This window comes from Hafnia alvei (genome assembly GCF_964063325.1).
In the GTDB taxonomy this organism is placed as follows: Bacteria; Pseudomonadota; Gammaproteobacteria; order Enterobacterales; family Enterobacteriaceae; genus Hafnia; species Hafnia alvei_B.
The window spans coordinates 2,177,595-2,200,857 of sequence record NZ_OZ061315.1 but is presented as its reverse complement, the minus strand read 5'-3'; the positions used below and the strand labels follow the sequence as shown (position 1 = coordinate 2,200,857).

The window sequence follows — 23,263 nt, the reverse complement described above, 5'->3', positions numbered from 1 at the left end:
AAAATGCCGTTACTTGATATTCGTAACCTCACCATTGAATTCATGACCGCCGAAGGGCCGGTCAAAGCCGTCGATCGGGTCAGCCTCACGCTCACCGAAGGCGAAGTGCGCGGATTGGTTGGTGAATCTGGCTCAGGCAAAAGTTTAATCGCCAAAGCGATCTGCGGCGTCACCAAAGATAACTGGAAGGTAACCGCCGACCGTTTCCGCTTTGACGACATTGACCTGCTGCGCTTAACGCCGCGTCAACGGCGTCGGTTGGTGGGCCATAACGTGTCGATGATTTTTCAGGAGCCGCAGTCCTGTCTAGATCCTTCTGAGAGTATTGGTAAACAGGTGATTCAGGCGATCCCCGGTTGGACCTATAAAGGCCGCTGGTGGCAGCGTTTTCGCTGGCGTAAACGCCGCGCCATTGAACTGCTGCACCGCGTCGGGATTAAAGACCACAAAGACATCATGCGTAGCTTCCCGTATGAGCTGACGGAAGGTGAATGCCAGAAGGTCATGATTGCCATCGCCTTGGCTAACCAACCGCGTCTGCTGATTGCCGATGAACCGACCAATGCGATGGAGCCAACCACGCAGGCACAGATATTCCGTTTGCTGTCGCGCATGAATCAAAACAATAACACGACGATTTTGTTAATTAGCCATGACCTGCAAATGATGAGTAAATGGGCTGACCGCATTAACGTGATGTACTGCGGACAAACGGTTGAAAGCGCAGCCTGCGAAGATATTTTAGTTGCGCCGCATCATCCCTACACGCAGGCGCTGATCCGCGCGATGCCTGACTTTGGCCGCGCATTGCCCCATAAAAGCCGCTTAAACACGCTGCCGGGCGCGATCCCTTCGTTAGAACATTTACCTATTGGTTGTCGCTTAGGACCTCGTTGTCCGTATGCGCAGAAAAAATGCATTGAGACACCGCCTCTGCGCAGCGTAAAAACGCATAAGTTTGCCTGTCATTTCCCGCTTAACATGGAGGAGACGCAATGAGTACGCTGTTGGAGGTGCACAATCTACAAAAAACCTTCCGCTACCGCACCGGCTTGTTTCGTCGCCAAAATCTTGAAGCGGTTAAACCCGTTAGCTTTACCCTGCGCGAAGGGCAAACGCTGGCGATTATTGGCGAAAACGGCTCGGGGAAATCAACGCTGGCAAAAATGCTGTCAGGCATGATTGAACCCACTGCGGGCGATATCGTCATTGATGACAAGCAGCTGCAGTACGGCGATTTTCGCTACCGCAGCCAGCGGATCCGCATGATTTTTCAGGACCCGTCTACGTCACTCAATCCGCGCCAGCGTATCGGCCAGATCCTTGACGTTCCCCTGCGGTTAAATACCGAACTCGATGCACCACAACGTGAACAGCGTATCAATGAAACGCTGCGCCAAGTCGGCTTGCGTTCCGATCACGCCTATTACTATCCGCATATGTTAGCGTCCGGACAAATTCAACGGATCGCCTTGGCTCGCGCCTTGATATTGCAGCCACAGGTGATCGTAGCGGATGAAGCGTTAGCGTCGCTGGATATGTCGATGCGTTCACAGATTATAAATTTGATGTTGGAACTGCAGCAAAAACACGGTATCGCTTATATCTATGTTACCCAGCATTTGGGCATGATGAAGCATATTAGCGATCAGGTCATGGTGATGCATCATGGCGAAGTTGTGGAGCGCGGTAGCACGTCAGAAGTCTTGGCGGCTCCACTGCATGAGCAAACTAAACGCCTCATTAATAGTCATTTTGGTGAAGCGTTAACGGCCGATGCATGGCGCCGTGACGGTGGCGTTTTCTAAAAAGCGATTTTATCGCCAATTACGGACTAAAATTCAGCCACTGCTCCGAGCAGAGCATCAAAAGCATTCCACAGTGAATCAAGCGTGATAGAATCGCTCGGTTTTGTTTTATTAACACAAGTGCTGGAAGAATTAACAATTCCTGTTTCTGTATAAAAATGTGAATTGGTTTTCCTCCGCCTCTATCAGTTTATGCCCTGCTCCTCCAATATTATTGGTATCGCAGTACGGCATAAACTAAGACTACAAGGACTATTTGTATGGGTTTTCTAACCGGTAAGCGCATTCTGATCACTGGCGTAGCCAGCAAACTCTCCATTGCCTACGGTATTGCACAGGCTATGCACCGTGAAGGCGCCGAGCTGGCTTTCACCTACCAGAACGACAAACTGAAATCTCGCGTAGAAGAATTCGCCGCTCAGTTGGGTTCTAATCTGGTTCTGGCTTGTGACGTAGCAGAAGACGAAAGCATCGATGCGATGTTTACCGAGCTGGCAAAATCTTGGCCGAAATTCGACGGTTTTGTTCACTCCATTGGCTTCGCTCCAGGCGACCAGTTGGACGGTGACTACGTGAATGCGGTTACCCGTGACGGTTTCAAAATCGCACACGACATCAGCTCTTACAGCTTCGTTGCGATGGCAAAAGCATGCCGTACTATGCTGAACCCAGGCTCAGGTCTGCTGACTCTGTCCTACTTGGGCGCAGAACGTGCAATCCCTAACTACAACGTTATGGGTCTGGCGAAAGCGTCTCTGGAAGCTAACGTTCGCTATATGGCTAACGCGATGGGCCCTGAAGGTATCCGTGTTAACGGTATCTCTGCGGGTCCAATTCGTACGCTGGCGGCGTCTGGTATCAAAAACTTCCGTAAAATGCTGGCACACTGCGAAGCGGTTACCCCAATTCGCCGTACCGTTACCATTGAAGACGTCGGTAACTCAGCCGCATTCTTGTGCTCACCGCTGGCAGGCGGTATTTCTGGTGAAATCCTGCACGTCGATGGCGGCTTCAACATTGCAGCCATGAACGAACTGGAACTGGATTAATTTCCGTCGTTTATTCTGCTGAAAAATCCCTGGCTTCGGCTGGGGATTTTTTTATCTCTGCGCGGTTATTCCTTTTCAGCCTAGGCTATTCCTTAACAATATTTCATCTCTAGGCCGCATTCGGCAAGGATAGTACCCTGTTTCATAAAGGGTTCCCCCTTTTCTTGCCCGACGCCTGAAGGATATCCGATGGAGCGACCAAACTCGCCGCTGACGATTTTTAGCTCACGCCATAACGCACCGACCTCTGAGGCGGATAATCACCAGCATTTGGCTCAGGGCCGCTTTCCGTTATTCAATGAACGAACTGAACGTGATACCTATTTCCGACAGGTTGGCGATGCCTATCGTGAGCTGTTAGGTTCAGAGCCTGAAGTCTCGCGCGAGTACTCTCTCTCACGCTATGATCGCTTAAGCATTGCGCTCACCGTGGCACAAGTTTCTCAGGTGACGCCTTTGTGCTCTTTTTATGCCAAGCAGTTGGCACCGCTGCATTGCCCGCATAACACCCGTGAAAGCAATCAGCGCTTAGCTCAAATTACCGAGCACGCTCGGTTACTCGCATGGGACCCCACGCGCAGTACGAAACAAACCTTGCGCGCGCTGCGTGCGGTAAAATTGTCCTATCCCGATATAGTGACACTGTCACAGATTGTGGGCTTTGTGGTATTGCAATCTCGCCTTATTGCCGGGACAGCGGCTCTTTCCGGCTGCCCATTACCATCTGAGCCAAGAATATTTCCCACCCTTGAATTGGCTCCGCTAACGGAAGCGACATCGGCGGCATGGCGTCCTTGGCTACCACTCGGTGCCGATGCCACGCTGGCACCGGTGGCAATATGCGGGGCGCCATCGGGGCTCGCCATCGTCTTAATGCTGATTAAGATGCATGACGGGGAAGGTGTTGATATCACTAGTGAAATTTTTAGCGAAGGCTATAACTGTAGCGATCTACTGCGTCAACCGCTGCGCGAACTGGCCTTTTTAGTCAGCGCCCGACTTCTCGGCTGTCATCGCAGTAGCCAGCACCACGCCCGTCGCTTCTTGCTGCTGAGTAAACATCGCCAGCAGGCGGATGCGGTACTCGCCAATCCCGTTACCGCGCTTTCTCAATGCAGTCGTCGAGAACAGGCTATCATTCAGGCCAGTCTGACACTCACGCAAACCCCCTGCTTGTTCTCGCCCGATCACATTGCGTCTTTAACTCAGTCGGGGCTGTCTGCCGCAGAAATTCTTGAGCTTATCATTGCGCTAGCAACCGGCGCGTGGAGCCAGCGGCTACTCGTTTCGCTGGGGGAATGAGCAGATTTCCACCATTTGCCGATCATTTCATCCACAGTCGCATCATGGGCTTGCTCACAGGCACTGATTCGCGTAAAAATGTGAACCGCTCTTGAGGTCATTCACTTCATCCACCTGCCGGAATCTACGTTTCAATACTATGTTTCAGGATAACCCGCTGCTCGCGCAGCTAAAACAGCAACTGCACTCCCAGACACCACGCGTTGAAGGCGTCGTTAAAGGGACCGACAAAGGTTTTGGCTTCTTGGAAGTTGACGCCCAGAAAAGCTATTTCATCCCGCCGCCATACATGAAAAAAGTCATGCATGGTGACCGCGTTCTGGCTGCTGTTCACACTGAGAAAGATCGTGAAGTCGTTGAGCCGGAAGAGCTGGTTGAGCCTTTCCTGACAAGATTCGTTGGCCGCGTGCAGAAAAAAGATGGTGATAACCGCCTTTCCATTATCCCCGACCATCCATTGCTGAAAGATGCAATCCCATGCAGAGCCGACAACAACGTCACGCATGAGTTTAAGCAAGGCGATTGGGCCGTTGCCGAGATGAACCGGCATCCGCTGAAAGGCGACCGCACTTTCTTTGCCAATATCACCACGTTTATTACCGATGCGGATGATGATTTCGCGCCGTGGTGGGTCACGCTTTCCCGTCATGGTTTGGATCGCACGGCACCAGAATGGTCTGGTAGTGAAATGCATGAAGAAGGCTTGGAGCGTGAAGATCTCACCTCTCTGCCATTCGTCACCATTGACAGCGCCAGCACGGAAGATATGGATGATGCGTTGTATGTGCAGGAGAACGAAGACGGTTCTCTGGCCTTAACCATCGCCATTGCCGATCCAACGGCCTACGTTGAACAAGATTCCGAGCTGGATAAAATCGCTCAGGTGCGTGCTTTCACGACTTATTTGCCTGGTTTCAACATTCCGATGTTGCCACGCGATTTGTCTGACGATCTGTGTTCACTGCGCCCTAACGAGCGCCGCCCTGCGCTGCTATGCCGCGTCACAATACAGAAAGACGGCGCTATTTCTGACGATATTCGCTTCTTTGCTGGCTGGATTGAATCTAAAGCCAAACTGGTTTACGACGAAGTTTCAGATTATCTGGAAGGCGTTGGCAGTTGGAAACCGGAAAATGCCCAAATCGAACAGCAGGTTCGCCTGTTGCATCGTTTAGCGGATTCCCGTTCTGATTGGCGTCAGCAGCACGCGTTGGTATTTAAAGATCGCCCAGATTATCGCTTTGTTTTAGGCGAAAAAGGCAGCGTGGTTGATATCATTGCCGAACATCGCCGTGTGGCCAACCGCATCGTGGAAGAGTGCATGATTACCGCTAACGTCTGCGCCGCCATCATGCTGCGCGAACGTTTAGGCTTTGGTGTTTACAACATCCATTCTGGTTTCGATCCGGCGCTGGTTGAACAGGCCGTGAGCATTCTGCAAGCCAACGATGTATCTGCCAACGCAGAAGCATTATTAACCTTGCAGGGCTTCTGCGAACTGCGTCGTCATTTGGATTCGTTGCCAACCACGTTCCTTGATAGCCGCGTGCGCCGTTTCCAGACCTTTGCTGAAATCAGCACCGAGCCAGGCCCGCACTTTGGTTTAGGCTTAGAAGCTTACGCAACATGGACTTCGCCGATCCGTAAATATGGCGATATGGTGAATCATCGTTTGCTGAAAGCGCTGATTGCGAATAAACCCGCCGAACGTCCTGATGACGCTATTACCGTGCAGATGGCAGAACGCCGCCGCCTGAATCGTATGGCAGAACGCGACGTGGGTGATTGGTTATATGCTCGCTTCCTGAAAGATAAAGCGGATCCAGCGATTCACTTTAACGCTGAAATCGTTGATATTTCGCGGGGCGGCATGCGCGTGCGTTTGGTTGATAACGGTGCGATGGCGTTTATTCCATCTTCCTTTATTCACGCCGTGCGTGATGAACTGGTATGCAGCCAAGAAACCGGCTCCATACAGATCAAAGGCGAAACCGTTTATCAAACGGGCGATGCCCTGCAGGTTTATCTGGTTGAAGTGCGCCTAGAAACGCGCAGTATTATTGCCAAGCCTGTCGTTTAATCTGAAGCATTGAGGCACATGTGGCGCTTGCCCCATGTGCCTCAATTGTTTAAACACTCGGCATTAGATCAACAGACGTTTTTCACCGATAAAAATCAATCCCAATCTGGCGCAAACTCAGGGCTGACTAAACGCTCATTGCGTTCAAGTTCTGCAATCTGCTTCATTTCCGCATCGCTTAAAACTATCGTCAACGCATTTAGATTGCTTGCCAAATTCTCACGCTGGGTGGACGAAGGGATCACCGTGTAACCCTTTTGCAACGACCACGCCAGAGCCACCTGCGCGGCGCTCACACCATGCGCCTGCGCAATCTGATTAATGACAGTGTCAGTTAGCACTTTGCCATAGGCGAGAGGCATATAGGCGGTCACTGGAATACCCTGAGACGCAGCAAACGTGGCCACTTGTTCATTTTGCAGGAACGGGTGGATCTCAATTTGCTGGCTGGCAATATTCTGCGCGCCAACGGCATCGATGGACTGCTTCATTTGTTCGATAGTAAAATTCGAAATCCCTATCGCTTTGGTTAAACCCATTTTCTGAGCCTGATACAACGCCTGCATACTGTCAGCAATGGTTGGCGATGCATCACGCGTTGGCCAGTGGATCAGGGTTAAATCGACCTGCGCCAAACGCAGTTTTTTCAAGCTTTCTTTCAGGCTTTCAATCAGCTTTTCAGGCGCAAGATTTTCTAGCCAAATTTTCGTGGTGACAAACAGTTCATCACGCGGTACGCCGCTCTCTTCGATAGCTTGTCCAACCTCAGCCTCATTGCCATAGATCTGCGCGGTATCGATATGACGATAACCCAGCTCTAACCCATTGCGCACAGAATCAATCACGACCTGCTCTTTCAGGCGAAACGTTCCCAGCCCCAGTTTTGGCATCAACATTTTAGCGTTGCTCATTTTCTATCCTTTTGATTTTGTAAGGTAACAGAGTGATGTTGGGCATAAGCGTTGCCCTGTTGCTGAGAGTGAGTATGTGAGGAAGTTTTTTTGTTATAAATAGCGTTAATTGCAAATGTATTGTGATCAACAATCACAAATGCCCAGACTAATCCTATTCCACCTTCAATTATTGACTCAAACGCAAAGGTGTTGTGATTCAGATCGCCTATTTTATGAAAATAAATAGTGTGATAATTGCCTCAGTTGCTAATGACATTATCGAATCACAACACGGCGCCACGCCCTATTCTGCGCCGCATGAGGAGCTTAATTATGAGTAAGATTTTCCTGATCAACGGTATGAAAGCGTTTGGCCATTCTAAGGGTCAACTGAATACCACTCTGCATGACGTCGCTAAAGAGACATTGGCTGCGATGGGCCACGAACTGCGTGAAACCACGATTGACCACGGTTACGAAATCGAACAAGAAATTCAAAACTATCTGTGGGCCGACGTGGTTATTTACCAGATGCCGGGCTGGTGGATGGGCGAGCCGTGGATCGTTAAAAAATATATCGACGAAGTCTTCACCGAAGGTCATGGCCGTCTGTACGCCAGCGATGGTCGTACCCGTTCAGACGCGAGCAAAAAATATGGTTCTGGCGGCTTGATTCAGGGTAAGCAGCACATGTTGTCTCTGACTTGGAATGCGCCGCAGGAAGCTTTCGACGATCCAGACCAGTTCTTCCACGGTCAGGGCGTTGACGGCCTATACATGCATTTCCATAAAGCCAACGAATTCTTGGGTATGACTCGTCTGCCAACTTTCCTGTGCACTGACGTGATCAAGAATCCAAATGTGGAGCACAACATTGCATGCTACCGCGACCATTTGGCAACCGTGTTTGCTAACAAATAAGAGATTGCGATGATTACTGTTATTGCCGAAATCAAAGTTCGTGCGGGACATTTAGACGCTATCGTTAAGCGCTTTCAGGCTTTGCAGGCAGAAGTGCTGGCGGAGGAAGGTTGCTATCAGTACACGCCGCTCACGGATGCCCTGCCCGCTATCGAGCGTCAGAGTTTAGCCGCTGACACACTTTTCATGGTTGAACGTTGGGAATCTCACGCGCATTTGGATGCCCATCTTAAAACGGTACACATGGTTCGCCACCATGAAGAAACGCAGGATCAGGTAGAATCTGTCACCCTGCGCATCTTGACCGATCATTCTGTTTGCTAACAGTTTTTATTGCCACTGTGTCTATGACTTTAGCCGCTGATATTTCAGCGGCTTTTTTGTGCGGCTAAGCGCTTAGCCTTTGGCTTTCAACGCGGTTAGCTCGGCGATACGCATAATCACCGATACCGCTTTTTCCATGCCTTCTAGTGTGATGAATTCATGTTTGCCGTGGAAATTATAGCCCCCGGTGAACAGATTCGGGCAAGGTAGACCACGGAAAGAGAGCTGCGCGCCATCTGTACCACCGCGAATCGGGCACATAATCGGCTCAATGCCAACGTCGTGCATTGCCTGCTTTGCTAATTCAATGATATGTGGGTGTTTGGCCACTTCATCACGCATGTTGTAGTAGCTGTCATCTAACGTCACTTCGATATAGCAGTCACGGTGCAACCCTTTACCTACTTTCTTCGCGATATCCATGATGTTTTTCTTGCGTGCTTCAAAGCCTTCACGGCTGAAGTCGCGCACGATGTAATGCATTTCGGCTTTCTCAACCGTACCTTTCATCGATGCAAGATGATAAAAACCTTCATAGCCTTCTGTGTGTTCAGGCGTTTGCTCTGGCGGTAATTCATTGTGAATACGCGCCGCGAGTGACAGCGCGTTAACCATCACGCCTTTCGCCGTTCCTGGATGCACGTTGTTACCCACGATCTTAATCGTCACCGATGCCGCATTGAAGTTTTCACATTCCAACTCGCCCACGCCACCACCATCGACGGTATAGGCCCATTCAGCGTCAAAGGCTTCAACGTCAAAGAATTGAGCCCCCTTGCCGACTTCTTCATCAGGCGTAAACGCGATGCGAATATCGCCGTGCGGAATGTTGTTATGCTTGAGGCGCAGCATGGCGGTCACGATCTCGGCGATACCGGCTTTGTCGTCGGCCCCCAGCAGCGTTTTGCCATCGGTGGTAATCAGCGTTTGGCCTAACAGCTGGTGTAATACGGGGAACATCACCGGAGAGAGAACTTCATCACCAATGCCCAAGGCGATATCACCACCGCGATAGTTTTCAACGATCTGCGGGTTCACATTTTTACCGCTGGCGTCGGGTGCGGTATCCAAATGCGAGATAAAACCGATGGTCGGCGCTTTCCAACTAACATTAGACGGCAGCGTTGCCATCACACAGCCATGATCGCTTAACGTAACTTGCTCGAAACCGAGCTCAACCAATTCTGCCTGTAGCGCTCGCGCCAACTTCATCTGGCCATCGGTGCTAGGAACCTGACGTACACCTGCTTTGGACTGTGTGTCGAAAGAAACATAATTAAAAAAGCGATCGAGTAAGTTATTCATAAAAGTGTCTCGCAATGATTCGTTATTCGTCGCAGTCCACATCATTCCCATAATCGATGGTTAAGAATGAAGGACAAGTGCCGCATTAGATAAATAACCCTGAAATTTTATGCTGGGTTTAAACAATCGACTAATGGGCTAGCCTGACAACGTCAAGTGGGGGCTTTGCAAGGGTATCTCTTCATAATCATGTGATCTGTCTCTTATTATGAAAAATCCCCTAGGCCCTCGCCATAGGTTTTACATTATGCGTAGGGCACAAAACGGAAATATTGCGTCAGGTCATTTTTAGCTAAAGTTAAAGAAAGTAAGGAAAGTAATACCGGATAAAAATAGCCGTTTCGCAGGATTTCTGCCCCATTTGGGGTAAATTAGTGCATCATGGTGCGTCTAAGGCGGGAAAATCAGGTTTTCTTGGCAGGCTGGCTTTTAATTAAGGTTCACACAGTCTATTATTCGCGCCTTAATTTTTGAGTGGCGCCGCTGGTTTTGAGCTACCTGACTCATTGATTTGCTTTGAGTCTTCTGCTTCTACAGTCTTTTTTTTCAGCGGCGGTTCTATCTGCAACACGTAACGGGATAGAGTAGCAAATAAATGACTGAGATATCTTCTCTGGGTTCTAACGCAGCATTACAGCCTGTTGTTCGTCTGACAGGTATCCGTAAGTCTTTTGATGATAAAGACATCATCACCGATCTTGACCTTACTATTAATCATGGCGAGTTCTTAACCATTCTCGGCCCCTCTGGCTGCGGGAAAACCACCGTTTTGCGTCTTATTGCCGGTTTGGAAGACGTTGATGATGGGCGCGTGATTTTGGACGGTGATGATATTACTCACGTCCCGGCTGAGAATCGTTGCGTAAATACGGTATTCCAAAGCTATGCGCTGTTTCCGCACATGACCGTGCTCGACAACGTCGCTTTTGGGTTGCGCATGCAGAAACGCCCTGAAGCAGAAATTATTCCTCGCGCTCATGAAGCGCTGCGCATGGTGCAGTTAGAGGAGTTCGCCCAGCGTCGTCCTCATCAACTGTCTGGTGGGCAGCAGCAGCGCGTGGCGATTGCGCGTGCGGTGGTAAATAAACCCAAGGTGCTTTTGCTGGATGAATCGCTGTCTGCGCTTGATTATAAGCTACGTAAACAGATGCAAAATGAGCTTAAAGCCTTGCAGCGTAAGCTGGGTATTACCTTTATTTTCGTCACCCATGACCAAGAAGAAGCGCTGACCATGTCAGACCGCATCGTGGTGATGCGTGATGGCAAGATTGAGCAAGACGGTACGCCGCGCGAAATCTACGAAGAACCCAAGAATCTGTTTGTCGCCAGCTTTATTGGCGAGATCAATATTTTTGACGCAGAGGTTCTGCACCGCGTCGATGAATATCGCGTGCGTGCTAACGTTGAAGGCCGTGAATGCAATATTTACGTCAATGCTGAAATGGACGTACAGCCAGGCGATAAGCTGAACGTGCTGCTGCGCCCTGAAGATGTCCGGGTTGAAGAAATCCACGATGCCGGACAGGTTGATGGCATCATCGGATACGTGCGCGAACGTAACTATAAAGGCATGACCTTGGAATCTACCGTTGAATTAGAAAACGGCAAGATGGTGCTGGTGAGCGAATTCTTTAACGAAGATGACCCCGACGTCGATCATTCGTTGGATCAGAAAATGGCCGTGACTTGGGTCGAAAGCTGGGAGGTGGTGCTGGCTAATGAAGAAGTCGCGTAAGTATTTTCAAAACGTGGTGATCACAACCGTGGTCGCTTGGCTGGTGCTGTTTGTTTTTATGCCGAATCTGATGATTATCGGCACCAGCTTCCTAACTCGTGATGACACCCATCTGATAAAGATGGTGTTTTCCTTCGATAACTACACTCGCTTATTTGATCCATTGTATGCCGAAGTGCTGCTGCACTCGCTGAATATGGCCATCATCGCCACGCTGTGTTGTTTGGTGATCGGGTATCCTTTTGCCTTTATTCTGGCGCGGCTCCCGGAAAAAGTTCGCCCTCTTCTGCTGTTTTTACTGATTGTGCCTTTCTGGACCAACTCGCTGATCCGTATTTACGGCCTGAAATTATTCCTCAGTACCCGAGGCTATTTAAACGAGGTTCTGCTGTGGATTGGGATTATTGATAAACCGCTGCGCATTATGTATACGCCTGAGGCTGTGATCCTTGGGCTGATTTATATTCTGCTGCCGTTTATGGTCATGCCGCTGTATTCCAGCATCGAGAAGCTGGATAAATCGGTTTTAGAGGCCGCGCGTGATTTAGGCGCAAATAAGTTCCAGACGTTTATACGCATTATTATTCCTCTTACCATGCCCGGAATTGTCGCAGGTTCGTTGCTGGTCATGCTGCCTTCTTTGGGGCTGTTTTACGTTTCCGACCTGCTGGGCGGCGCGAAAAACCTGCTGATCGGCAACGTGATCAAAAGCCAGTTCCTGAATATCCGCGACTGGCCATTCGGCGCGGCCACCAGCATCTGTTTAACGCTGGTCATGGGGATCTTGCTGTATATCTATTACCGCGTTGGGAAACTGATGAATAAAAAGGTGGAACTGGAATGATCGGACGCCTGCTGCGCGGTGGATTTATGTCCATCGTCTACGCCTATTTATATATTCCTATTATTATTCTGATCGCTAACTCATTTAATAGTTCGCGGTTTGGCATCAACTGGAAAGGCTTCACCTTTGATTGGTACAGCACGTTGATGAACAATGATAGCCTGCTGCAAGCGGCTGGGCATTCCATCACCATGGCCGTCCTTTCTGCCACTTTTGCCACGCTCATTGGCTCGTTAACGGCGGTGGCACTTTTCCGTTACCGATTCCGTGGCAAGCCGTTTGTTAGCGGGATGCTTTTCGTGGTGATGATGTCGCCCGATATCGTGATGGCAATTTCGCTGTTAGTCCTGTTTATGCTGCTGGGCGTCTCTTTGGGCTTTTGGTCGTTGCTGTTCTCACATATCACCTTCTGCTTGCCCTTTGTGGTTGTCACCGTGTATTCGCGCTTAAAAGGTTTCGACGTGCGAATGCTTGAAGCCGCAAAGGATTTGGGCGCGGGTGAAGTGACAATTCTGCGAAAAATTCTCCTGCCGTTGGCGATGCCGGCGGTGGCTGCGGGTTGGCTGTTGAGCTTTACCCTATCCATGGATGACGTGGTGGTTTCATCATTCGTGACGGGGCCAAGCTATGAAATTTTACCGCTGAAAATCTACTCGATGGTGAAAGTCGGCGTTTCACCAGAGGTAAACGCATTGGCCACTATACTGTTGGTGCTTTCGTTAGTCTTGGTTCTGGGCAGCCAGCTTATTTTGCGTGATAGAACGGCAAATAAGTAGAGTGAAAAACGATGCCGGTCGCTATTTGGCCGGCAGTAAACTTTGCTTAACCATTGAAATATTCGCTAAAAAACCGCCCCTCAATAAAAACTTCACACAGCAGATCGCTTTATTGCCCCCAAGATCTATATTTATTGTGTATTCCTACAGCAATTACTATACAAGACTGTTTTAGCTCAAAGCATTGTCGTTAACGCTGGGGCAAGTGTGATCCACGTCGCAATTTGTCATATAATTCATCCAGGATTTCTTTCGATAAAACGACAGCATGCCGTGACGGAACACAGCTAATGCTTGATGTTAACGGGGCTAACATGGCGTCTTCTAAAAAAATCGGGCTCATCGCCTGTACCGGTATCGTCGCGGGAAACATGATGGGGAGCGGTATAGCGCTCCTGCCTGCGAACCTCGCCAAAATTGGTTCTATTGCACTCTTCGGCTGGATCATTACTTTAATCGGCGCCATGTCATTGGCGTATGTTTTTGCTCGTTTGACGACCCGCGACCCGCAGGTCGGTGGGCCAATCGCCTATGCGGGTCGATTAGGCCCTGCATTCGGTTTTCAAACCGCCGTTCTTTACTACCACGCCAACTGGATTGGTAACCTAGCCGACTGTTTGGCCGGTGTGGCTTATCTCTCGATCTTTTTCCCCGCGCTCAATCACCCGATCCCCGCAGGGATCGCGAGCATTGTGATTATCTGGATCATGGCGCTGGTGAATATGATGGGTGGTAACTGGGTCAGTCGCTTAACCACGCTGGGGCTAATTCTGGTTTTAGTTCCCGTCATTGGCACCGCAGTTGCCGGCTGGCATTGGTTTGATCCTGCGCTTTATCAGGCAAACTGGAACACCTCGACGCATACCGACAGCAAAGCCGTTATGCACAGCATTTTGATTTGTCTATGGGCGTTCGTCGGCATCGAATCGGCGGCAGTTAGCTCAGGTTTAGTTAAAAACCCACAGCGTACCGTGCCTATCGCCACCATGCTGGGCACCGCGCTGGCGGGCATCGTTTATATCTTAGCCACCCAGGTGATGAGCGGAATGTTCCCTGCTGAAGTGATGGCGAAAACCGGTGCACCGTTTGCCGCCAGTACCTCATTGATGGTCGGTAGTTGGGCCGCTCCGGTGGTGTCTGCTTTCACTGCGTTTGCCTGCCTCGCGGCATTAGGTTCTTGGATGATGTTGGTCGGTCAGGCTGGCGTACGCGCCGCTCGTGACGGTAACTTCCCTAAAATTTACGGCGAGGTCGATAGCCACGGCGTACCGCGCAAAGGGATTATTTTGTCAGCCATAAAAATGACGCTGTTGATGGCGTTCATGACCTTTATGAGCTCGAAAGGCAGTAACTCATCCGATATTTTTGGGGAGCTCATCGGGATCGCGGTTCTGCTTACCATGCTGCCGTATTTCTACTCCTGCGTAGCGTTGATTCGTATGGAAGGCGCTTCGCTGAGAAATATCGTGAGCGTAATGGCCGCAACGTTAGGCTGTATCTTCTGCTTTATCGCTTTGTCAGGCGCTGACAACCTCAAGCTGACCGCCACCTTTATCATCAGCTTAAGCATTTTGATGTTCTATGCCCGCAAACAAGGGGAACATGAAAAAGCCTATGCGGTTCAACTCAAGAAAAATCCACCGCCTGACGATAACTTAGGCTAAGCATTTATTTGGCTCGATTAGCTGCGCCGCCACTGTTTTTTTGATTGGCGGCGCGAATGTCTTTCTCCTCCCGCTTTACCTTTACCCCTACTCCCACGGCTCCTATAATGACCGCCCTGATGGCGCGACTCCCATAAAAACGTTTTGTTCTTGTTGAAGTGTTCCATTCAGGATTCATAGAGATTTTCTCTTTATTTCGACCTTCACTATAGGGATACGCTGAATGAAAAAGTGGTCACCTCTGGTAGCCGCAGGTTTGTTGGCTTTGGGAGTTAATGCCGCAATCGCTGCCGATGCGCCGAAAACGGAAAATGACAATAACACTGTCTATTTCTATAACTGGACTGAATATGTGCCGCCGGGACTGCTTGAGCAGTTCACCAAGGAAACCGGCATTAAGGTGATTTATTCCACCTACGAGTCCAACGAAACTATGTATGCCAAGCTGAAAACCTATAAAAGCGGCGCATATGACTTAGTTGTACCTTCCACTTACTTTGTTTCCAAAATGAGTAAAGAAGGTATGCTGCAAAAGATCGACAAATCTAAGCTGACCAATTTCCATAACTTAGATCCAAATCTGTTGCACAAGCCTTTCGATCCAGAGAACGACTATTCTATTCCGTATATCTGGGGCGCGACGGCGATCGGCGTTAATTCCGATGCCATTGATCCAAAAAGCGTGACCAGCTGGGCCGATCTGTGGAAACCAGAATATAAAGGCAGCCTGCTGTTGACCGATGATGCCCGCGAAGTTTTCCAAATGGCCCTGCTTAAGCTCGGGTATTCGGGCAACACCACCGATCCCAAACAAATTGAAGCCGCTTATGAAGAGCTGAAAAAACTGATGCCTAACGTGTTGGCCTTCAACTCAGATAATCCAGCCAATCCGTATATGGAAGGCGAAGTGAATCTGGGCATGGTTTGGAATGGTTCAGCGTTTGTTGCTCGTGAAGCTGGAACGCCGCTCGAGGTTATTTGGCCAAAAGAAGGTGGGATTTTCTGGATGGACAGCCTGTCGATTCCTGCCAATGCGAAAAACCCAGAAGGCGCGATGAAGTTAATTAACTTCCTGCTGCGCCCTGAAATCGCGGTGCAGGTAGCGAAAACCATCGGTTATCCAACGCCGAACTTAGCCGCTCAGAAGATGTTACCTAAATCAATTTCTGGCGATAAATCACTGTACCCTGACGCAGAAACCATCGCCCATGGCGAATGGCAAAATGATGTGGGCAGCGCCAGTGAAATTTACGAAAATTACTTCCAGAAGCTGAAAGCAGGCCGTTAATCTCTATCTTTCCCGGCCTCCCTGTGTGGATGCCGGGAATTATCAAACAACAAAAATCATCAAGAAACCGTTTTGAACGCGCGGATTTTTTGCAGGTGCTGCGACAAACTTTTAAATTTATGCGTTTGCTGCTCATCCCAAATAATTTCATAGAACGGCTGCAAATATTCAGCGCTACGCTGGCTGTCTAACACTTCATCGGTGCGAGAAAGCACCGCTAAACACCGTTCGCGATTCTTCTCACGGAAGTTTTCAACGCACTTGGTCGCAATATCCAAATACTCCTCTGGACGGTCAATCTGACCCACCATATTTTCCTGCGGGAACAAATTAGGATTGAACATCACCTGTCGAATACCGCACAGATAGCCGATACGCTCAGCCCAAAAACCGCCGAGGCCAACGCCGCAAATCAGCGCATGGCTATCGCCTGCCTGCTGAACCACTTTATCGACTTCTTTCAAAAGATGCTGCATATCATGACGAGGGTGACGGGTGCTGTAGCTAATTAAACGCACGTCGGGGTCGATGAATTGCAGCTGCATCACCTTTTCGTGATTGCCCGGACTGGTGGAATCAAAACCGTGAAGATAAATAATCATGTTCTCACTGCTCCCAAAAAGCGGCTAACCCTCAGCCGCTTTGCGTTATTGTCATTTGAGCGTCGAGCTTATGCTTTGCTCTCTTCCCAACGCAGATGAAGTTGCTCCAGCTCTTGATGCGCCGTTTTCCAACGCGGTGAAGCCATTAACTCTTCACGTGTAAATTTACCATTATGATACAGGGCGCTAACGCGTTCTGCGGTGATCGGTGCCAAATTATCTAACACGCTCACCGCGCCTGCGCGATGATTACACACCAGAATCATATCGCAGCCCGCATCCAGCGAGGCCTGCCCGCGTTCAGCGTAGCTACCCATTACCGCAGCGCCTTCCATTGACAGGTCATCAGAGAAGATCACGCCGTTAAAGCCAAGCTGCTGGCGTAATACCTGCTTCAGCCAGTATGGCGAACCGCTGGCCGGAAGACTATCCGCCGCAGGGTAAATCACATGAGCCGGCATAATTGCGTCGAGCTTAGCGCGTGAATTCAACTGGTTAAAAATAACCATATCATGATTAATGATTTCTTCCAGCGGGCGCGGATCTATCGGCGTTTCTTTATGCGAGTCTGCGGTGACTGCGCCATGCCCGGGGAAATGCTTGCCCGTGGTTTTCATGCCCGCTTCATGCATGCCATCGATGAAGCTTTCCGCCATACGAATCGCAATCTGCGGATCTTCATGGAAAGAACGTTCACCAATGGCGGCGCTGCCGTGGCCGAGATCCAAAACAGGCGCAAAGCTGATATCGATATCCATCGCCATCATTTCGTTAGCCATCAACCAGCCCGCTTCCTGCGCTAATCGGCGCCCCTCTGCATCGCTATTTATTGCGGCAAAAGACTGCGCAGCGGGCAGTCGCGTAAAGCCTTGGCGAAAGCGCTGCACTCGGCCGCCTTCCTGATCCACGGCAATAACCAGACGATTGCGTGGCGCCTCACGGATCTGGCGCACCAGCTCACGAAGCTGCTCGGCATCATGGAAGTTTCGGGTAAATAAAATCAGACCGCCTACCAGCGGATGCTGCAAAATCTCACGCTCTTCAGCATCCAGTTCATAGGCTGCCACATCCAACATTACAGGACCCACAGGGATTCTCCTTTATACCCATCATAATTTGAAGCTGCATCCATGTTGGCTACGCCAATTATTCAGGGTGTAGATATTAACTATATTGCGTGATGGCGTGATTTCACGCCGTCAGTGTTTTTATCGCGCATACCGCATCTGTGCTACTTTCCCATTTTTAGCTGTGAAAGCAACAGATTGGCGGTCTCACGAAATGAATTCTGTTTTGATTGTTGCCAACGCACTTCATACCATAACCATGCCATATAATCGACGCGCGGCAGCCATTGCTCAACATGCTGTTGCAATTTTTTCGCATCGCAATAGCCTCCGGCCCGCACGTATCGCTGAGTAAAATCGCGTCGCTGTGCATACTCCCAACCGAAACTACGGTACATGGCGGCAAGATCCAACGCAATATCGCCCACTGCGGCGTACTCCCAATCAATCAACCGCAGACCGTGATGCGTCAAAACGATGTTGCCCGGATGAATATCCATGTGCAGCATGGCAATTTTCAATGGCTGAGGGACGTGGCGAGACTGCCAGTACTGATGAATTCTTAATCCTTGCGGCGTCACTCGCTGGTGGGAACTTAGTTGGCAGTAGGATTGGCAATGACGATGAAAATCCCGCGCCTGCCCGCAGGGTTTTATATTATGCAGCGTAACGATTTTTTCGGCTAAAGCTTGCAGATGCGGCTGATAGGTTGTTTCGCTGAGCACGTCGCCCGAAAGCCACTCAGTGACTAACCAACCATCGTGCAGCCCTATGCTTTGTGGCGCGAGAGCATAACCCGCCGCTAGCTGTAATGCATGAGCCTCACGTTTGCGCTCGATGCCTAGCTGCGCTTTTTCTACGGTTTGGGGACGAATTAAATAAGTGACACTGTCACTCAGTTTTGCCTTCCAATTCACGCCGGTTAAACCTTCAACCGGCGAAAGCTGCCACTCATGCGGTGCTACAGATGGAAAACAGCGGGCCAGAACGGCCCGCACAGAAAGCAACGGGGGGTGAAAAGCATTCGACATAGAATCAGCGTGTCACGGCCCCATTGCCAGACCAGATAATCTCACCGGTTTGCACCAGCATCAGCTGCATCGCCACTTTAGGTGACTGTACGTCGCCCTCTACCGTGCTATACAGCACGTATTGAGCGTTTACAATGCGCGCTAAACCAATCGCTTTACGGCGTGAACCTAAGCTATCTTCGGCAGATAAGCCCAGTGACTGTTTGGCACTGGTAACCTGATTAGCGGGAACCAGCGTAAATTTATTGCCCTGCTGCAGCGCCTTTTTCAATTCAGCCGTGGCGTTTGATACCTGCAAGCTACCGTTGGTTTGGTTTTGCACGTTATCCACCAGCAAAACGCTGCCCGCGGTGACGTCTGGCGAGCCTAGCATCTGATTAATCAGCGGCGTTAGACTAGCGCTCCAGTTGAAGCTTTGTACCTTTGGCGGCGTTGGCACCGTAGTCACCGGTGGCTGTTCGGGCGGCGTGGTCGGTGCCGTCACCGGCGGCTGTGTTTGCGTTGGCTTTTCTGGTTCGGTGGTGGTTTCACTACCTTGTTGAGTGATCGTTTGACAACCCGCCAGCACCATCGCCGCGAATGTCACACCTAAAAGCTTCTTCATCATCCCTCTCCCATGAGGTTGTGGCTTAATTTATAGATAGAGGTAGAGACGTACCTGTTTTGCTCGGGTATTCGCGCTGGTGGATTCCAGACGCACTTCTTGGCCTGGGTTTAGCTTAATCGTCCGCGGTGGTTCGTGTGGGAAGATATCCAGACCTTTGGCGTCATACCAATAAAAACGGTAGTTCAGCGTGACAGGCTGTTGCTCTTCACCATAATTAACCACGGCGCTGGCCACAGGATAGATATCCCCCGACGATACGGTTGGATTATCCGCCGTCACGCCTGCCGTGAGTACCGAAGGATCCATCACCACTCGCTGCCCATCGCTGACGGCGATGTGGCTCGGCGTGCTACACCCTGCGAGTAATGCCAGCGGCAAGATCACCGTCAATGTACATCTGGATAATGAGAATCGCATAACGGTGAACTCCAACTGAATATTTTCTGCCTAGCAAAACGCGGCAGGATGACATTAACGAGCGAGCAAAGGACCTAATGAACGGCCGCCCAACAAATGCATGTGGATGTGATAAACCTCCTGCCCCGCATGACGGTTGCAGTTGATAATCAGGCGATAGCCATCTTCAGCAATGCCTTCCTGCTGGGCAATTTTTGCCGCTACGGTGACCATTCTGCCCAGCGCCGCTTCATCTTCTGGCTTAACGTCATTCACCGTTGGGATCAGCTGGTTTGGAATAATGAGAATATGGCTAGGTGCCTGTGGAGAAATATCACGGAATGCAGTTACTAAGTCGTCCTGATAAACGATATCTGACGGGATCTCACGACGAATAATTTTGCTGAAAATAGTTTCTTCTGCCATGACGAATATCCTTTAGCAATCAATTGAGATAAAAATCTTGTGCTTGCAGTATGAGTAGAGCGAGCTCGGCTTTCAAGCCTGAGAGGGAGACAAATCATCAAGTGAGGGAAAATCAGCCGAAATCGCGCGGCGTTTCTTGTTCTATCACCGTCATAATTAAAGTTGCTTGACGTATCACGGGTATCAGCGTTGAAGGAGCACGTCCTTGTGCTCCATCGCAAGTGAGGCGGTCTAACTAGAGAGGATCCACCTTCAAACACGAAACCGCGTGGCGGAAACTCCCCTCCATTAACGGCCGCGTTAATGCGCATTCTGGCCCAGCAATTGGACAGCGAGTGCGGAACACACAGCCTGATGGTGGATTGATCGGCGAAGGTAGCTCGCCTTCCAAGAGCTGAATTTTTTTATTGCGCTCTAAATCTGGGTCAGGAACCGGCACCGCAGACATCAGCGCTTTGGTATAAGGATGCTGAGGATTGTGATACACCTCATCATAGGTGCCGAGCTCAACCGCGTGGCCGAGATACATCACCAGAACGCGGTCGGAAATGTGTTTCACCACAGCAAGATCGTGCGCGATAAAGATCAGCGAAAGCCCCATTTCTCGCTGAAGCTGCTGTAGCAGGTTAACAACCTGCGCCTGAATCGACACATCGAGCGCGGAAACCGGCTCATCACAAATAATCAGCTTGGGTTCCAATATCAGTGCTCGAGCAATCCCGATGCGCTGGCACTGACCGCCCGAGAATTCATGAGGATAGCGGTTAATCAGGTTCGGCAATAACCCCACTTTCATCATCATATTTCTGACGCGCTCTTTCACCTCGCTGCGCGCCATTTTGGGATGATATGTCCGCAGCGGCTCCGCAATGATTTCACCGATGGTCATGCGCGGGTTCAGCGATGCCAGCGGATCTTGGAAAATCATCTGGATATCGTGACGGACTTCATGCCAATGTTTGGCGTCCATGCCCAGCAGACTCTTACCGAGCCACGCCACGCGGCCATCGGTCGCTTTCACTAAACCGATTAATGCACGCGCCAGCGTTGATTTACCGCAGCCCGATTCACCAACCACGCCTAGGGTTTCGCCTTCATATAGGCGCAACGTCACACCGTCGACCGCTTTCAAGGTTTTGGCTGGTTGCCAGAACCACGCCTTGTTGTCTTTTATCTCGAAGTGAACCTTCAGATCGGCAACTTCGAGCAATACTTTTTTGTCTTCGTTGCTCATGCCAATTCCTCCACGGTTCTAAAACAGGCGCGTAAACGCCCTTCCCCAAATGACTCCAGCGGCGGCATTTGCATACACTGCTCAGTAGAGTGAGGACAACGCGGCTGGAATGGGCAGCCTTTCGGCAAGCGCAACAGATTGGGTGGATTGCCAGGGATGGTTAGCAGAGATTCATTTTCGCCGTCTAAACGCGGCACTGCGTTTAGCAGGCCAATCGAATAGGGATGGCTAGGCGAATAAAATACGTCGCGTGCTTGACCGTATTCCATGGTTCGCCCGGCATACATCACCAACACTTTGTCACAGATGCCTGCAACCACGCCCAGATCGTGAGTGATCATGATAATCGCGGTATTAAACTCGCTTTTCAACTCATTGAGCAGCGTCATAATTTGTGCCTGCACCGTAACGTCCAATGCCGTGGTGGGTTCATCAGCGATCAACAGTTTAGGCCGACACAGTAGCGCCATGGCAATCATCACGCGCTGACGCATACCGCCGGAAAACTCATGCGGGAACATGCGCATGCGCTTGCGCGCTTCCGGCATTTTTACCGCATCCAGCATACGCACCGATTCTTCGAAAGCCTGCGCTTTGCTCATGCCTTTATGCAGCATCAGCACTTCCATCAGCTGTTCGCCGACGCGCATATAAGGGTTCAGAGAGGTCATCGGATCTTGGAAGATCATTGCAATCTCTTCGGCGCGCAGTTTATTGAGCTGCTTCTCCGGTAGATTGAGTATTTCACGCCCGTTGAACAACGCGGAGCCGCCGATACTGCCGTTTTGTGCCAACAATCCCATCAGCGCAAACGCCGTTTGTGATTTCCCTGAACCCGACTCGCCAACGATACCGAGCGTTTCACCCGCTCGCAGCGAGAAGTTTAAATCGTTGACCGCCGTGACATCGCCGTCGTTGGTGGTGAAGGTGACGCGGAGATCTTTTACCGCCAGCAGCCGCTCTGCGCTTTTATCTGTTGTCATCATCGTAAACTCCTTAACGATCTTTCGGGTCGAGGGCGTCACGCAGACCATCGCCGATAAAGTTGAAACAGAATAGCGTCACAACCAGAAACGCAGCCGGATACATCAGCAACCACGGAGACACTTCCATTGAGTTGGCGCCATCGCTGAGTAACGCGCCCCAGCTGCTCAACGGTTCTTGAGTCCCTAGCCCTAAGAAGCTGAGGAAGGATTCAAACAAAATCATGCTTGGCACCAATAAAGAGGCATACACCACTACCACGCCCAGCACGTTGGGAACAATATGGCGGGTGACAATTTTGCGGGTGGATACACCGCCCACCAGCGCCGCTTCAATAAACTCTTTGCGCTTCAAACTCAGCGTTTGCCCGCGCACGATACGCGCCATGTCCAACCACGACACCATGCCGATCGCTACAAAGATCAGCAGGATGTTTTGCCCAAAGAAGGTCACCAGCAAAATCACGAAGAACATGAAGGGGAAGGAGTTGAGGATCTCGAGCAGGCGCATCATCACCGAGTCGGTTTTGCCACCCACGTAACCGGCCATCGCGCCATACAAGGTGCCAACGACCACCGCAACCAGCGCCGCCGCAATCCCTACCATTAACGAAATACGGCCGCCAATCGCCACGCGCACCAGCAAATCACGCCCGGAAGAATCCGTGCCAAAGTAGTGGCCTGACTCCATATCTGGCGCCGATGACATCATTCCCCAATCGGTGTCGTCATAGGCAAATTGCGACAGCATCGGGGCAAAAATCACAAATAGCGCGATCAGGCTCAGTACAAACAGGCTCGCCAACGCGGCGCGGTTATGAACGAAACGACGGCGCGCATCTTGCCACAGGCTACGACCTTCCACTTCCAGTTGTTCACCGAAATTTTCGACCACCTGCGCATTTTTTTTATTCAGTAACATTTGCGA

At 50.5% G+C, this 23,263-nt stretch carries 24 protein-coding genes; 12 read left to right on the top strand and 12 right to left on the bottom strand.

What is annotated here, in order from left to right; genetic code table 11:
- Nucleotides 1–3: 3 nt before the first annotated feature.
- The 5 genes from sapD (at nucleotide 4) to AB3Y96_RS10480 (ending at nucleotide 6,239) form a co-directional block, all read left to right on the top strand.
- Nucleotides 4–999 (top strand): putrescine export ABC transporter ATP-binding protein SapD, encoded by a 996-nt coding sequence (sapD, locus tag AB3Y96_RS10500; RefSeq protein WP_072307581.1) that lies wholly within the window; start codon nucleotides 4–6, stop codon nucleotides 997–999.
- The gene (gene sapF / locus AB3Y96_RS10495) at nucleotides 996–1,808 is read left to right on the top strand and encodes a putrescine export ABC transporter ATP-binding protein SapF (RefSeq protein WP_072307580.1); all 813 of its coding nucleotides are present in this window, start codon (nucleotides 996–998) and stop codon (nucleotides 1,806–1,808) included. The genes sapD and sapF overlap by 4 nt, the downstream gene beginning before the upstream one ends.
- Nucleotides 1,809–2,068: 260 nt before the next feature.
- Nucleotides 2,069–2,857 carry an enoyl-ACP reductase FabI gene (gene fabI, locus AB3Y96_RS10490; protein WP_025801211.1) on the top strand — a complete coding sequence of 263 codons (789 nt, stop codon included), beginning with the start codon at nucleotides 2,069–2,071 and terminating at the stop codon, nucleotides 2,855–2,857.
- A gap of 189 nt (nucleotides 2,858–3,046) precedes the next feature.
- Nucleotides 3,047–4,159 carry a peroxidase gene (locus AB3Y96_RS10485; RefSeq protein ID WP_367299128.1) on the top strand — a complete coding sequence of 371 codons (1,113 nt, stop codon included), beginning with the start codon at nucleotides 3,047–3,049 and terminating at the stop codon, nucleotides 4,157–4,159.
- A 139-nt stretch (nucleotides 4,160–4,298) separates the two neighbouring features.
- On the top strand, nucleotides 4,299–6,239 hold the full coding sequence (locus AB3Y96_RS10480) for an exoribonuclease II (protein ID WP_367299127.1): 1,941 nt from the start codon (nucleotides 4,299–4,301) through the stop codon (nucleotides 6,237–6,239).
- A gap of 95 nt (nucleotides 6,240–6,334) precedes the next feature.
- On the opposite strand, the gene dkgB is transcribed toward AB3Y96_RS10480, so the two are convergent.
- Nucleotides 6,335–7,135, bottom strand: coding sequence for a 2,5-didehydrogluconate reductase DkgB (gene dkgB / locus AB3Y96_RS10475; protein WP_367300307.1), 801 nt, complete (start codon nucleotides 7,133–7,135; stop codon nucleotides 6,335–6,337).
- A gap of 330 nt (nucleotides 7,136–7,465) precedes the next feature.
- Here dkgB and AB3Y96_RS10470 point away from each other — a divergent pair, with 330 nt between their 5' ends.
- Together AB3Y96_RS10470 and AB3Y96_RS10465 are read left to right on the top strand one after the other, a co-directional pair.
- Nucleotides 7,466–8,053, top strand: a complete 588-nt coding sequence (locus tag AB3Y96_RS10470; RefSeq protein ID WP_072307576.1) for an NAD(P)H-dependent oxidoreductase — start codon at nucleotides 7,466–7,468, stop codon at nucleotides 8,051–8,053.
- 9 nt (nucleotides 8,054–8,062) lie between these two features.
- Nucleotides 8,063–8,377 carry a putative quinol monooxygenase gene (locus AB3Y96_RS10465; RefSeq protein ID WP_072307575.1) on the top strand — a complete coding sequence of 105 codons (315 nt, stop codon included), beginning with the start codon at nucleotides 8,063–8,065 and terminating at the stop codon, nucleotides 8,375–8,377.
- A 72-nt stretch (nucleotides 8,378–8,449) separates the two neighbouring features.
- Here AB3Y96_RS10465 and pepT read toward each other — a convergent pair whose 3' ends face one another.
- Complete coding sequence (pepT, locus tag AB3Y96_RS10460; protein WP_072307574.1) at nucleotides 8,450–9,682, bottom strand: peptidase T; 1,233 nt, start codon at nucleotides 9,680–9,682, stop codon at nucleotides 8,450–8,452.
- Between the two features lie 595 nt (nucleotides 9,683–10,277).
- On the opposite strand from pepT, the gene potA reads away from it, so the two are divergent.
- From potA to cadB, 4 genes are all read left to right on the top strand, one after another.
- Nucleotides 10,278–11,417, top strand: coding sequence for a spermidine/putrescine ABC transporter ATP-binding protein PotA (gene potA / locus AB3Y96_RS10455; protein ID WP_072307573.1), 1,140 nt, complete (start codon nucleotides 10,278–10,280; stop codon nucleotides 11,415–11,417).
- Nucleotides 11,401–12,261, top strand: a complete 861-nt coding sequence (gene potB, locus AB3Y96_RS10450) for a spermidine/putrescine ABC transporter permease PotB (protein ID WP_040045056.1) — start codon at nucleotides 11,401–11,403, stop codon at nucleotides 12,259–12,261. The genes potA and potB overlap by 17 nt, the downstream gene beginning before the upstream one ends.
- Entirely contained in the window at nucleotides 12,258–13,037 is a 780-nt protein-coding gene (gene potC, locus AB3Y96_RS10445) for a spermidine/putrescine ABC transporter permease PotC (RefSeq protein ID WP_061554670.1), read from the top strand. Before potB ends, potC begins: the two co-directional genes overlap by 4 nt.
- Nucleotides 13,038–13,351: 314 nt before the next feature.
- The gene (cadB, locus tag AB3Y96_RS10440; RefSeq protein ID WP_367299126.1) at nucleotides 13,352–14,701 is read left to right on the top strand and encodes a cadaverine/lysine antiporter; all 1,350 of its coding nucleotides are present in this window, start codon (nucleotides 13,352–13,354) and stop codon (nucleotides 14,699–14,701) included.
- A 4-nt stretch (nucleotides 14,702–14,705) separates the two neighbouring features.
- On the opposite strand, the gene AB3Y96_RS10435 is transcribed toward cadB, so the two are convergent.
- Nucleotides 14,706–14,879 carry a hypothetical protein gene (locus tag AB3Y96_RS10435; protein ID WP_168780331.1) on the bottom strand — a complete coding sequence of 58 codons (174 nt, stop codon included), beginning with the start codon at nucleotides 14,877–14,879 and terminating at the stop codon, nucleotides 14,706–14,708.
- A gap of 45 nt (nucleotides 14,880–14,924) precedes the next feature.
- Between AB3Y96_RS10435 and potD the strand changes: the two genes are divergently transcribed.
- Nucleotides 14,925–15,989 (top strand): spermidine/putrescine ABC transporter substrate-binding protein PotD, encoded by a 1,065-nt coding sequence (potD, locus tag AB3Y96_RS10430; RefSeq protein ID WP_040045059.1) that lies wholly within the window; start codon nucleotides 14,925–14,927, stop codon nucleotides 15,987–15,989.
- 59 nt (nucleotides 15,990–16,048) lie between these two features.
- Here the strand turns inward: potD and ycfP are convergent, their stop codons facing one another.
- The 9 genes from ycfP to oppC all read right to left on the bottom strand — a co-directional run bounded on the left by ycfP (nucleotide 16,049) and on the right by oppC (nucleotide 23,257).
- Nucleotides 16,049–16,591 (bottom strand): alpha/beta hydrolase YcfP, encoded by a 543-nt coding sequence (gene ycfP, locus AB3Y96_RS10425; RefSeq protein WP_072307572.1) that lies wholly within the window; start codon nucleotides 16,589–16,591, stop codon nucleotides 16,049–16,051.
- A 68-nt stretch (nucleotides 16,592–16,659) separates the two neighbouring features.
- Complete coding sequence (gene nagZ, locus AB3Y96_RS10420; RefSeq protein ID WP_367300306.1) at nucleotides 16,660–17,667, bottom strand: beta-N-acetylhexosaminidase; 1,008 nt, start codon at nucleotides 17,665–17,667, stop codon at nucleotides 16,660–16,662.
- Nucleotides 17,668–17,822: 155 nt separating this feature from the next.
- Nucleotides 17,823–18,689: a phosphotransferase gene (locus tag AB3Y96_RS10415; RefSeq protein ID WP_367299125.1), complete on the bottom strand. Its 867-nt coding sequence runs from the start codon at nucleotides 18,687–18,689 to the stop codon at nucleotides 17,823–17,825.
- A gap of 4 nt (nucleotides 18,690–18,693) precedes the next feature.
- A complete protein-coding gene (gene lpoB, locus AB3Y96_RS10410) occupies nucleotides 18,694–19,293 on the bottom strand; it encodes a penicillin-binding protein activator LpoB (RefSeq protein WP_072307569.1) in 600 nt (199 codons plus the stop codon).
- 30 nt (nucleotides 19,294–19,323) lie between these two features.
- A complete protein-coding gene (locus AB3Y96_RS10405) occupies nucleotides 19,324–19,713 on the bottom strand; it encodes a YcfL family protein (RefSeq protein WP_072307568.1) in 390 nt (129 codons plus the stop codon).
- 54 nt (nucleotides 19,714–19,767) lie between these two features.
- The gene (gene hinT / locus AB3Y96_RS10400; protein ID WP_025801190.1) at nucleotides 19,768–20,118 is read right to left on the bottom strand and encodes a purine nucleoside phosphoramidase; all 351 of its coding nucleotides are present in this window, start codon (nucleotides 20,116–20,118) and stop codon (nucleotides 19,768–19,770) included.
- Nucleotides 20,119–20,353: 235 nt separating this feature from the next.
- Nucleotides 20,354–21,352, bottom strand: coding sequence for a murein tripeptide/oligopeptide ABC transporter ATP binding protein OppF (oppF, locus tag AB3Y96_RS10395; RefSeq protein WP_367299124.1), 999 nt, complete (start codon nucleotides 21,350–21,352; stop codon nucleotides 20,354–20,356).
- Entirely contained in the window at nucleotides 21,349–22,338 is a 990-nt protein-coding gene (locus AB3Y96_RS10390) for an ABC transporter ATP-binding protein (protein ID WP_072307566.1), read from the bottom strand. The genes oppF and AB3Y96_RS10390 overlap by 4 nt, the downstream gene beginning before the upstream one ends.
- Nucleotides 22,339–22,348: 10 nt before the next feature.
- Nucleotides 22,349–23,257, bottom strand: coding sequence for an oligopeptide ABC transporter permease OppC (oppC, locus tag AB3Y96_RS10385; protein WP_025801187.1), 909 nt, complete (start codon nucleotides 23,255–23,257; stop codon nucleotides 22,349–22,351).
- Nucleotides 23,258–23,263 lie beyond the last annotated feature (6 nt).

What these genes read in the sequence shown, in the direction of transcription:
- cadB (WP_367299126.1), top strand. Translation starts at nt 13,352, where the DNA reads ATGGCGTCTTCTAAAAAAATCGGGCTCATCGCCTGTACCGGTATCGTC.
- sapD (WP_072307581.1), top strand. Translation starts at nt 4, where the DNA reads ATGCCGTTACTTGATATTCGTAACCTCACCATTGAATTCATGACCGCC.
- hinT (WP_025801190.1), bottom strand. Translation starts at nt 20,118, where the DNA reads ATGGCAGAAGAAACTATTTTCAGCAAAATTATTCGTCGTGAGATCCCG.
- pepT (WP_072307574.1), bottom strand. Translation starts at nt 9,682, where the DNA reads ATGAATAACTTACTCGATCGCTTTTTTAATTATGTTTCTTTCGACACA.
- sapF (WP_072307580.1), top strand. Translation starts at nt 996, where the DNA reads ATGAGTACGCTGTTGGAGGTGCACAATCTACAAAAAACCTTCCGCTAC.
- oppF (WP_367299124.1), bottom strand. Translation starts at nt 21,352, where the DNA reads ATGAGCAACGAAGACAAAAAAGTATTGCTCGAAGTTGCCGATCTGAAG.
- ycfP (WP_072307572.1), bottom strand. Translation starts at nt 16,591, where the DNA reads ATGATTATTTATCTTCACGGTTTTGATTCCACCAGTCCGGGCAATCAC.
- potC (WP_061554670.1), top strand. Translation starts at nt 12,258, where the DNA reads ATGATCGGACGCCTGCTGCGCGGTGGATTTATGTCCATCGTCTACGCC.
- potD (WP_040045059.1), top strand. Translation starts at nt 14,925, where the DNA reads ATGAAAAAGTGGTCACCTCTGGTAGCCGCAGGTTTGTTGGCTTTGGGA.
- dkgB (WP_367300307.1), bottom strand. Translation starts at nt 7,135, where the DNA reads ATGTTGATGCCAAAACTGGGGCTGGGAACGTTTCGCCTGAAAGAGCAG.
- AB3Y96_RS10390 (WP_072307566.1), bottom strand. Translation starts at nt 22,338, where the DNA reads ATGATGACAACAGATAAAAGCGCAGAGCGGCTGCTGGCGGTAAAAGAT.
- potA (WP_072307573.1), top strand. Translation starts at nt 10,278, where the DNA reads ATGACTGAGATATCTTCTCTGGGTTCTAACGCAGCATTACAGCCTGTT.
- fabI (WP_025801211.1), top strand. Translation starts at nt 2,069, where the DNA reads ATGGGTTTTCTAACCGGTAAGCGCATTCTGATCACTGGCGTAGCCAGC.
- AB3Y96_RS10405 (WP_072307568.1), bottom strand. Translation starts at nt 19,713, where the DNA reads ATGCGATTCTCATTATCCAGATGTACATTGACGGTGATCTTGCCGCTG.
- AB3Y96_RS10485 (WP_367299128.1), top strand. Translation starts at nt 3,047, where the DNA reads ATGGAGCGACCAAACTCGCCGCTGACGATTTTTAGCTCACGCCATAAC.
- nagZ (WP_367300306.1), bottom strand. Translation starts at nt 17,667, where the DNA reads ATGTTGGATGTGGCAGCCTATGAACTGGATGCTGAAGAGCGTGAGATT.
- AB3Y96_RS10480 (WP_367299127.1), top strand. Translation starts at nt 4,299, where the DNA reads ATGTTTCAGGATAACCCGCTGCTCGCGCAGCTAAAACAGCAACTGCAC.
- AB3Y96_RS10435 (WP_168780331.1), bottom strand. Translation starts at nt 14,879, where the DNA reads ATGAATCCTGAATGGAACACTTCAACAAGAACAAAACGTTTTTATGGG.
- oppC (WP_025801187.1), bottom strand. Translation starts at nt 23,257, where the DNA reads ATGTTACTGAATAAAAAAAATGCGCAGGTGGTCGAAAATTTCGGTGAA.
- AB3Y96_RS10465 (WP_072307575.1), top strand. Translation starts at nt 8,063, where the DNA reads ATGATTACTGTTATTGCCGAAATCAAAGTTCGTGCGGGACATTTAGAC.
- AB3Y96_RS10470 (WP_072307576.1), top strand. Translation starts at nt 7,466, where the DNA reads ATGAGTAAGATTTTCCTGATCAACGGTATGAAAGCGTTTGGCCATTCT.
- potB (WP_040045056.1), top strand. Translation starts at nt 11,401, where the DNA reads ATGAAGAAGTCGCGTAAGTATTTTCAAAACGTGGTGATCACAACCGTG.
- lpoB (WP_072307569.1), bottom strand. Translation starts at nt 19,293, where the DNA reads ATGAAGAAGCTTTTAGGTGTGACATTCGCGGCGATGGTGCTGGCGGGT.
- AB3Y96_RS10415 (WP_367299125.1), bottom strand. Translation starts at nt 18,689, where the DNA reads ATGTCGAATGCTTTTCACCCCCCGTTGCTTTCTGTGCGGGCCGTTCTG.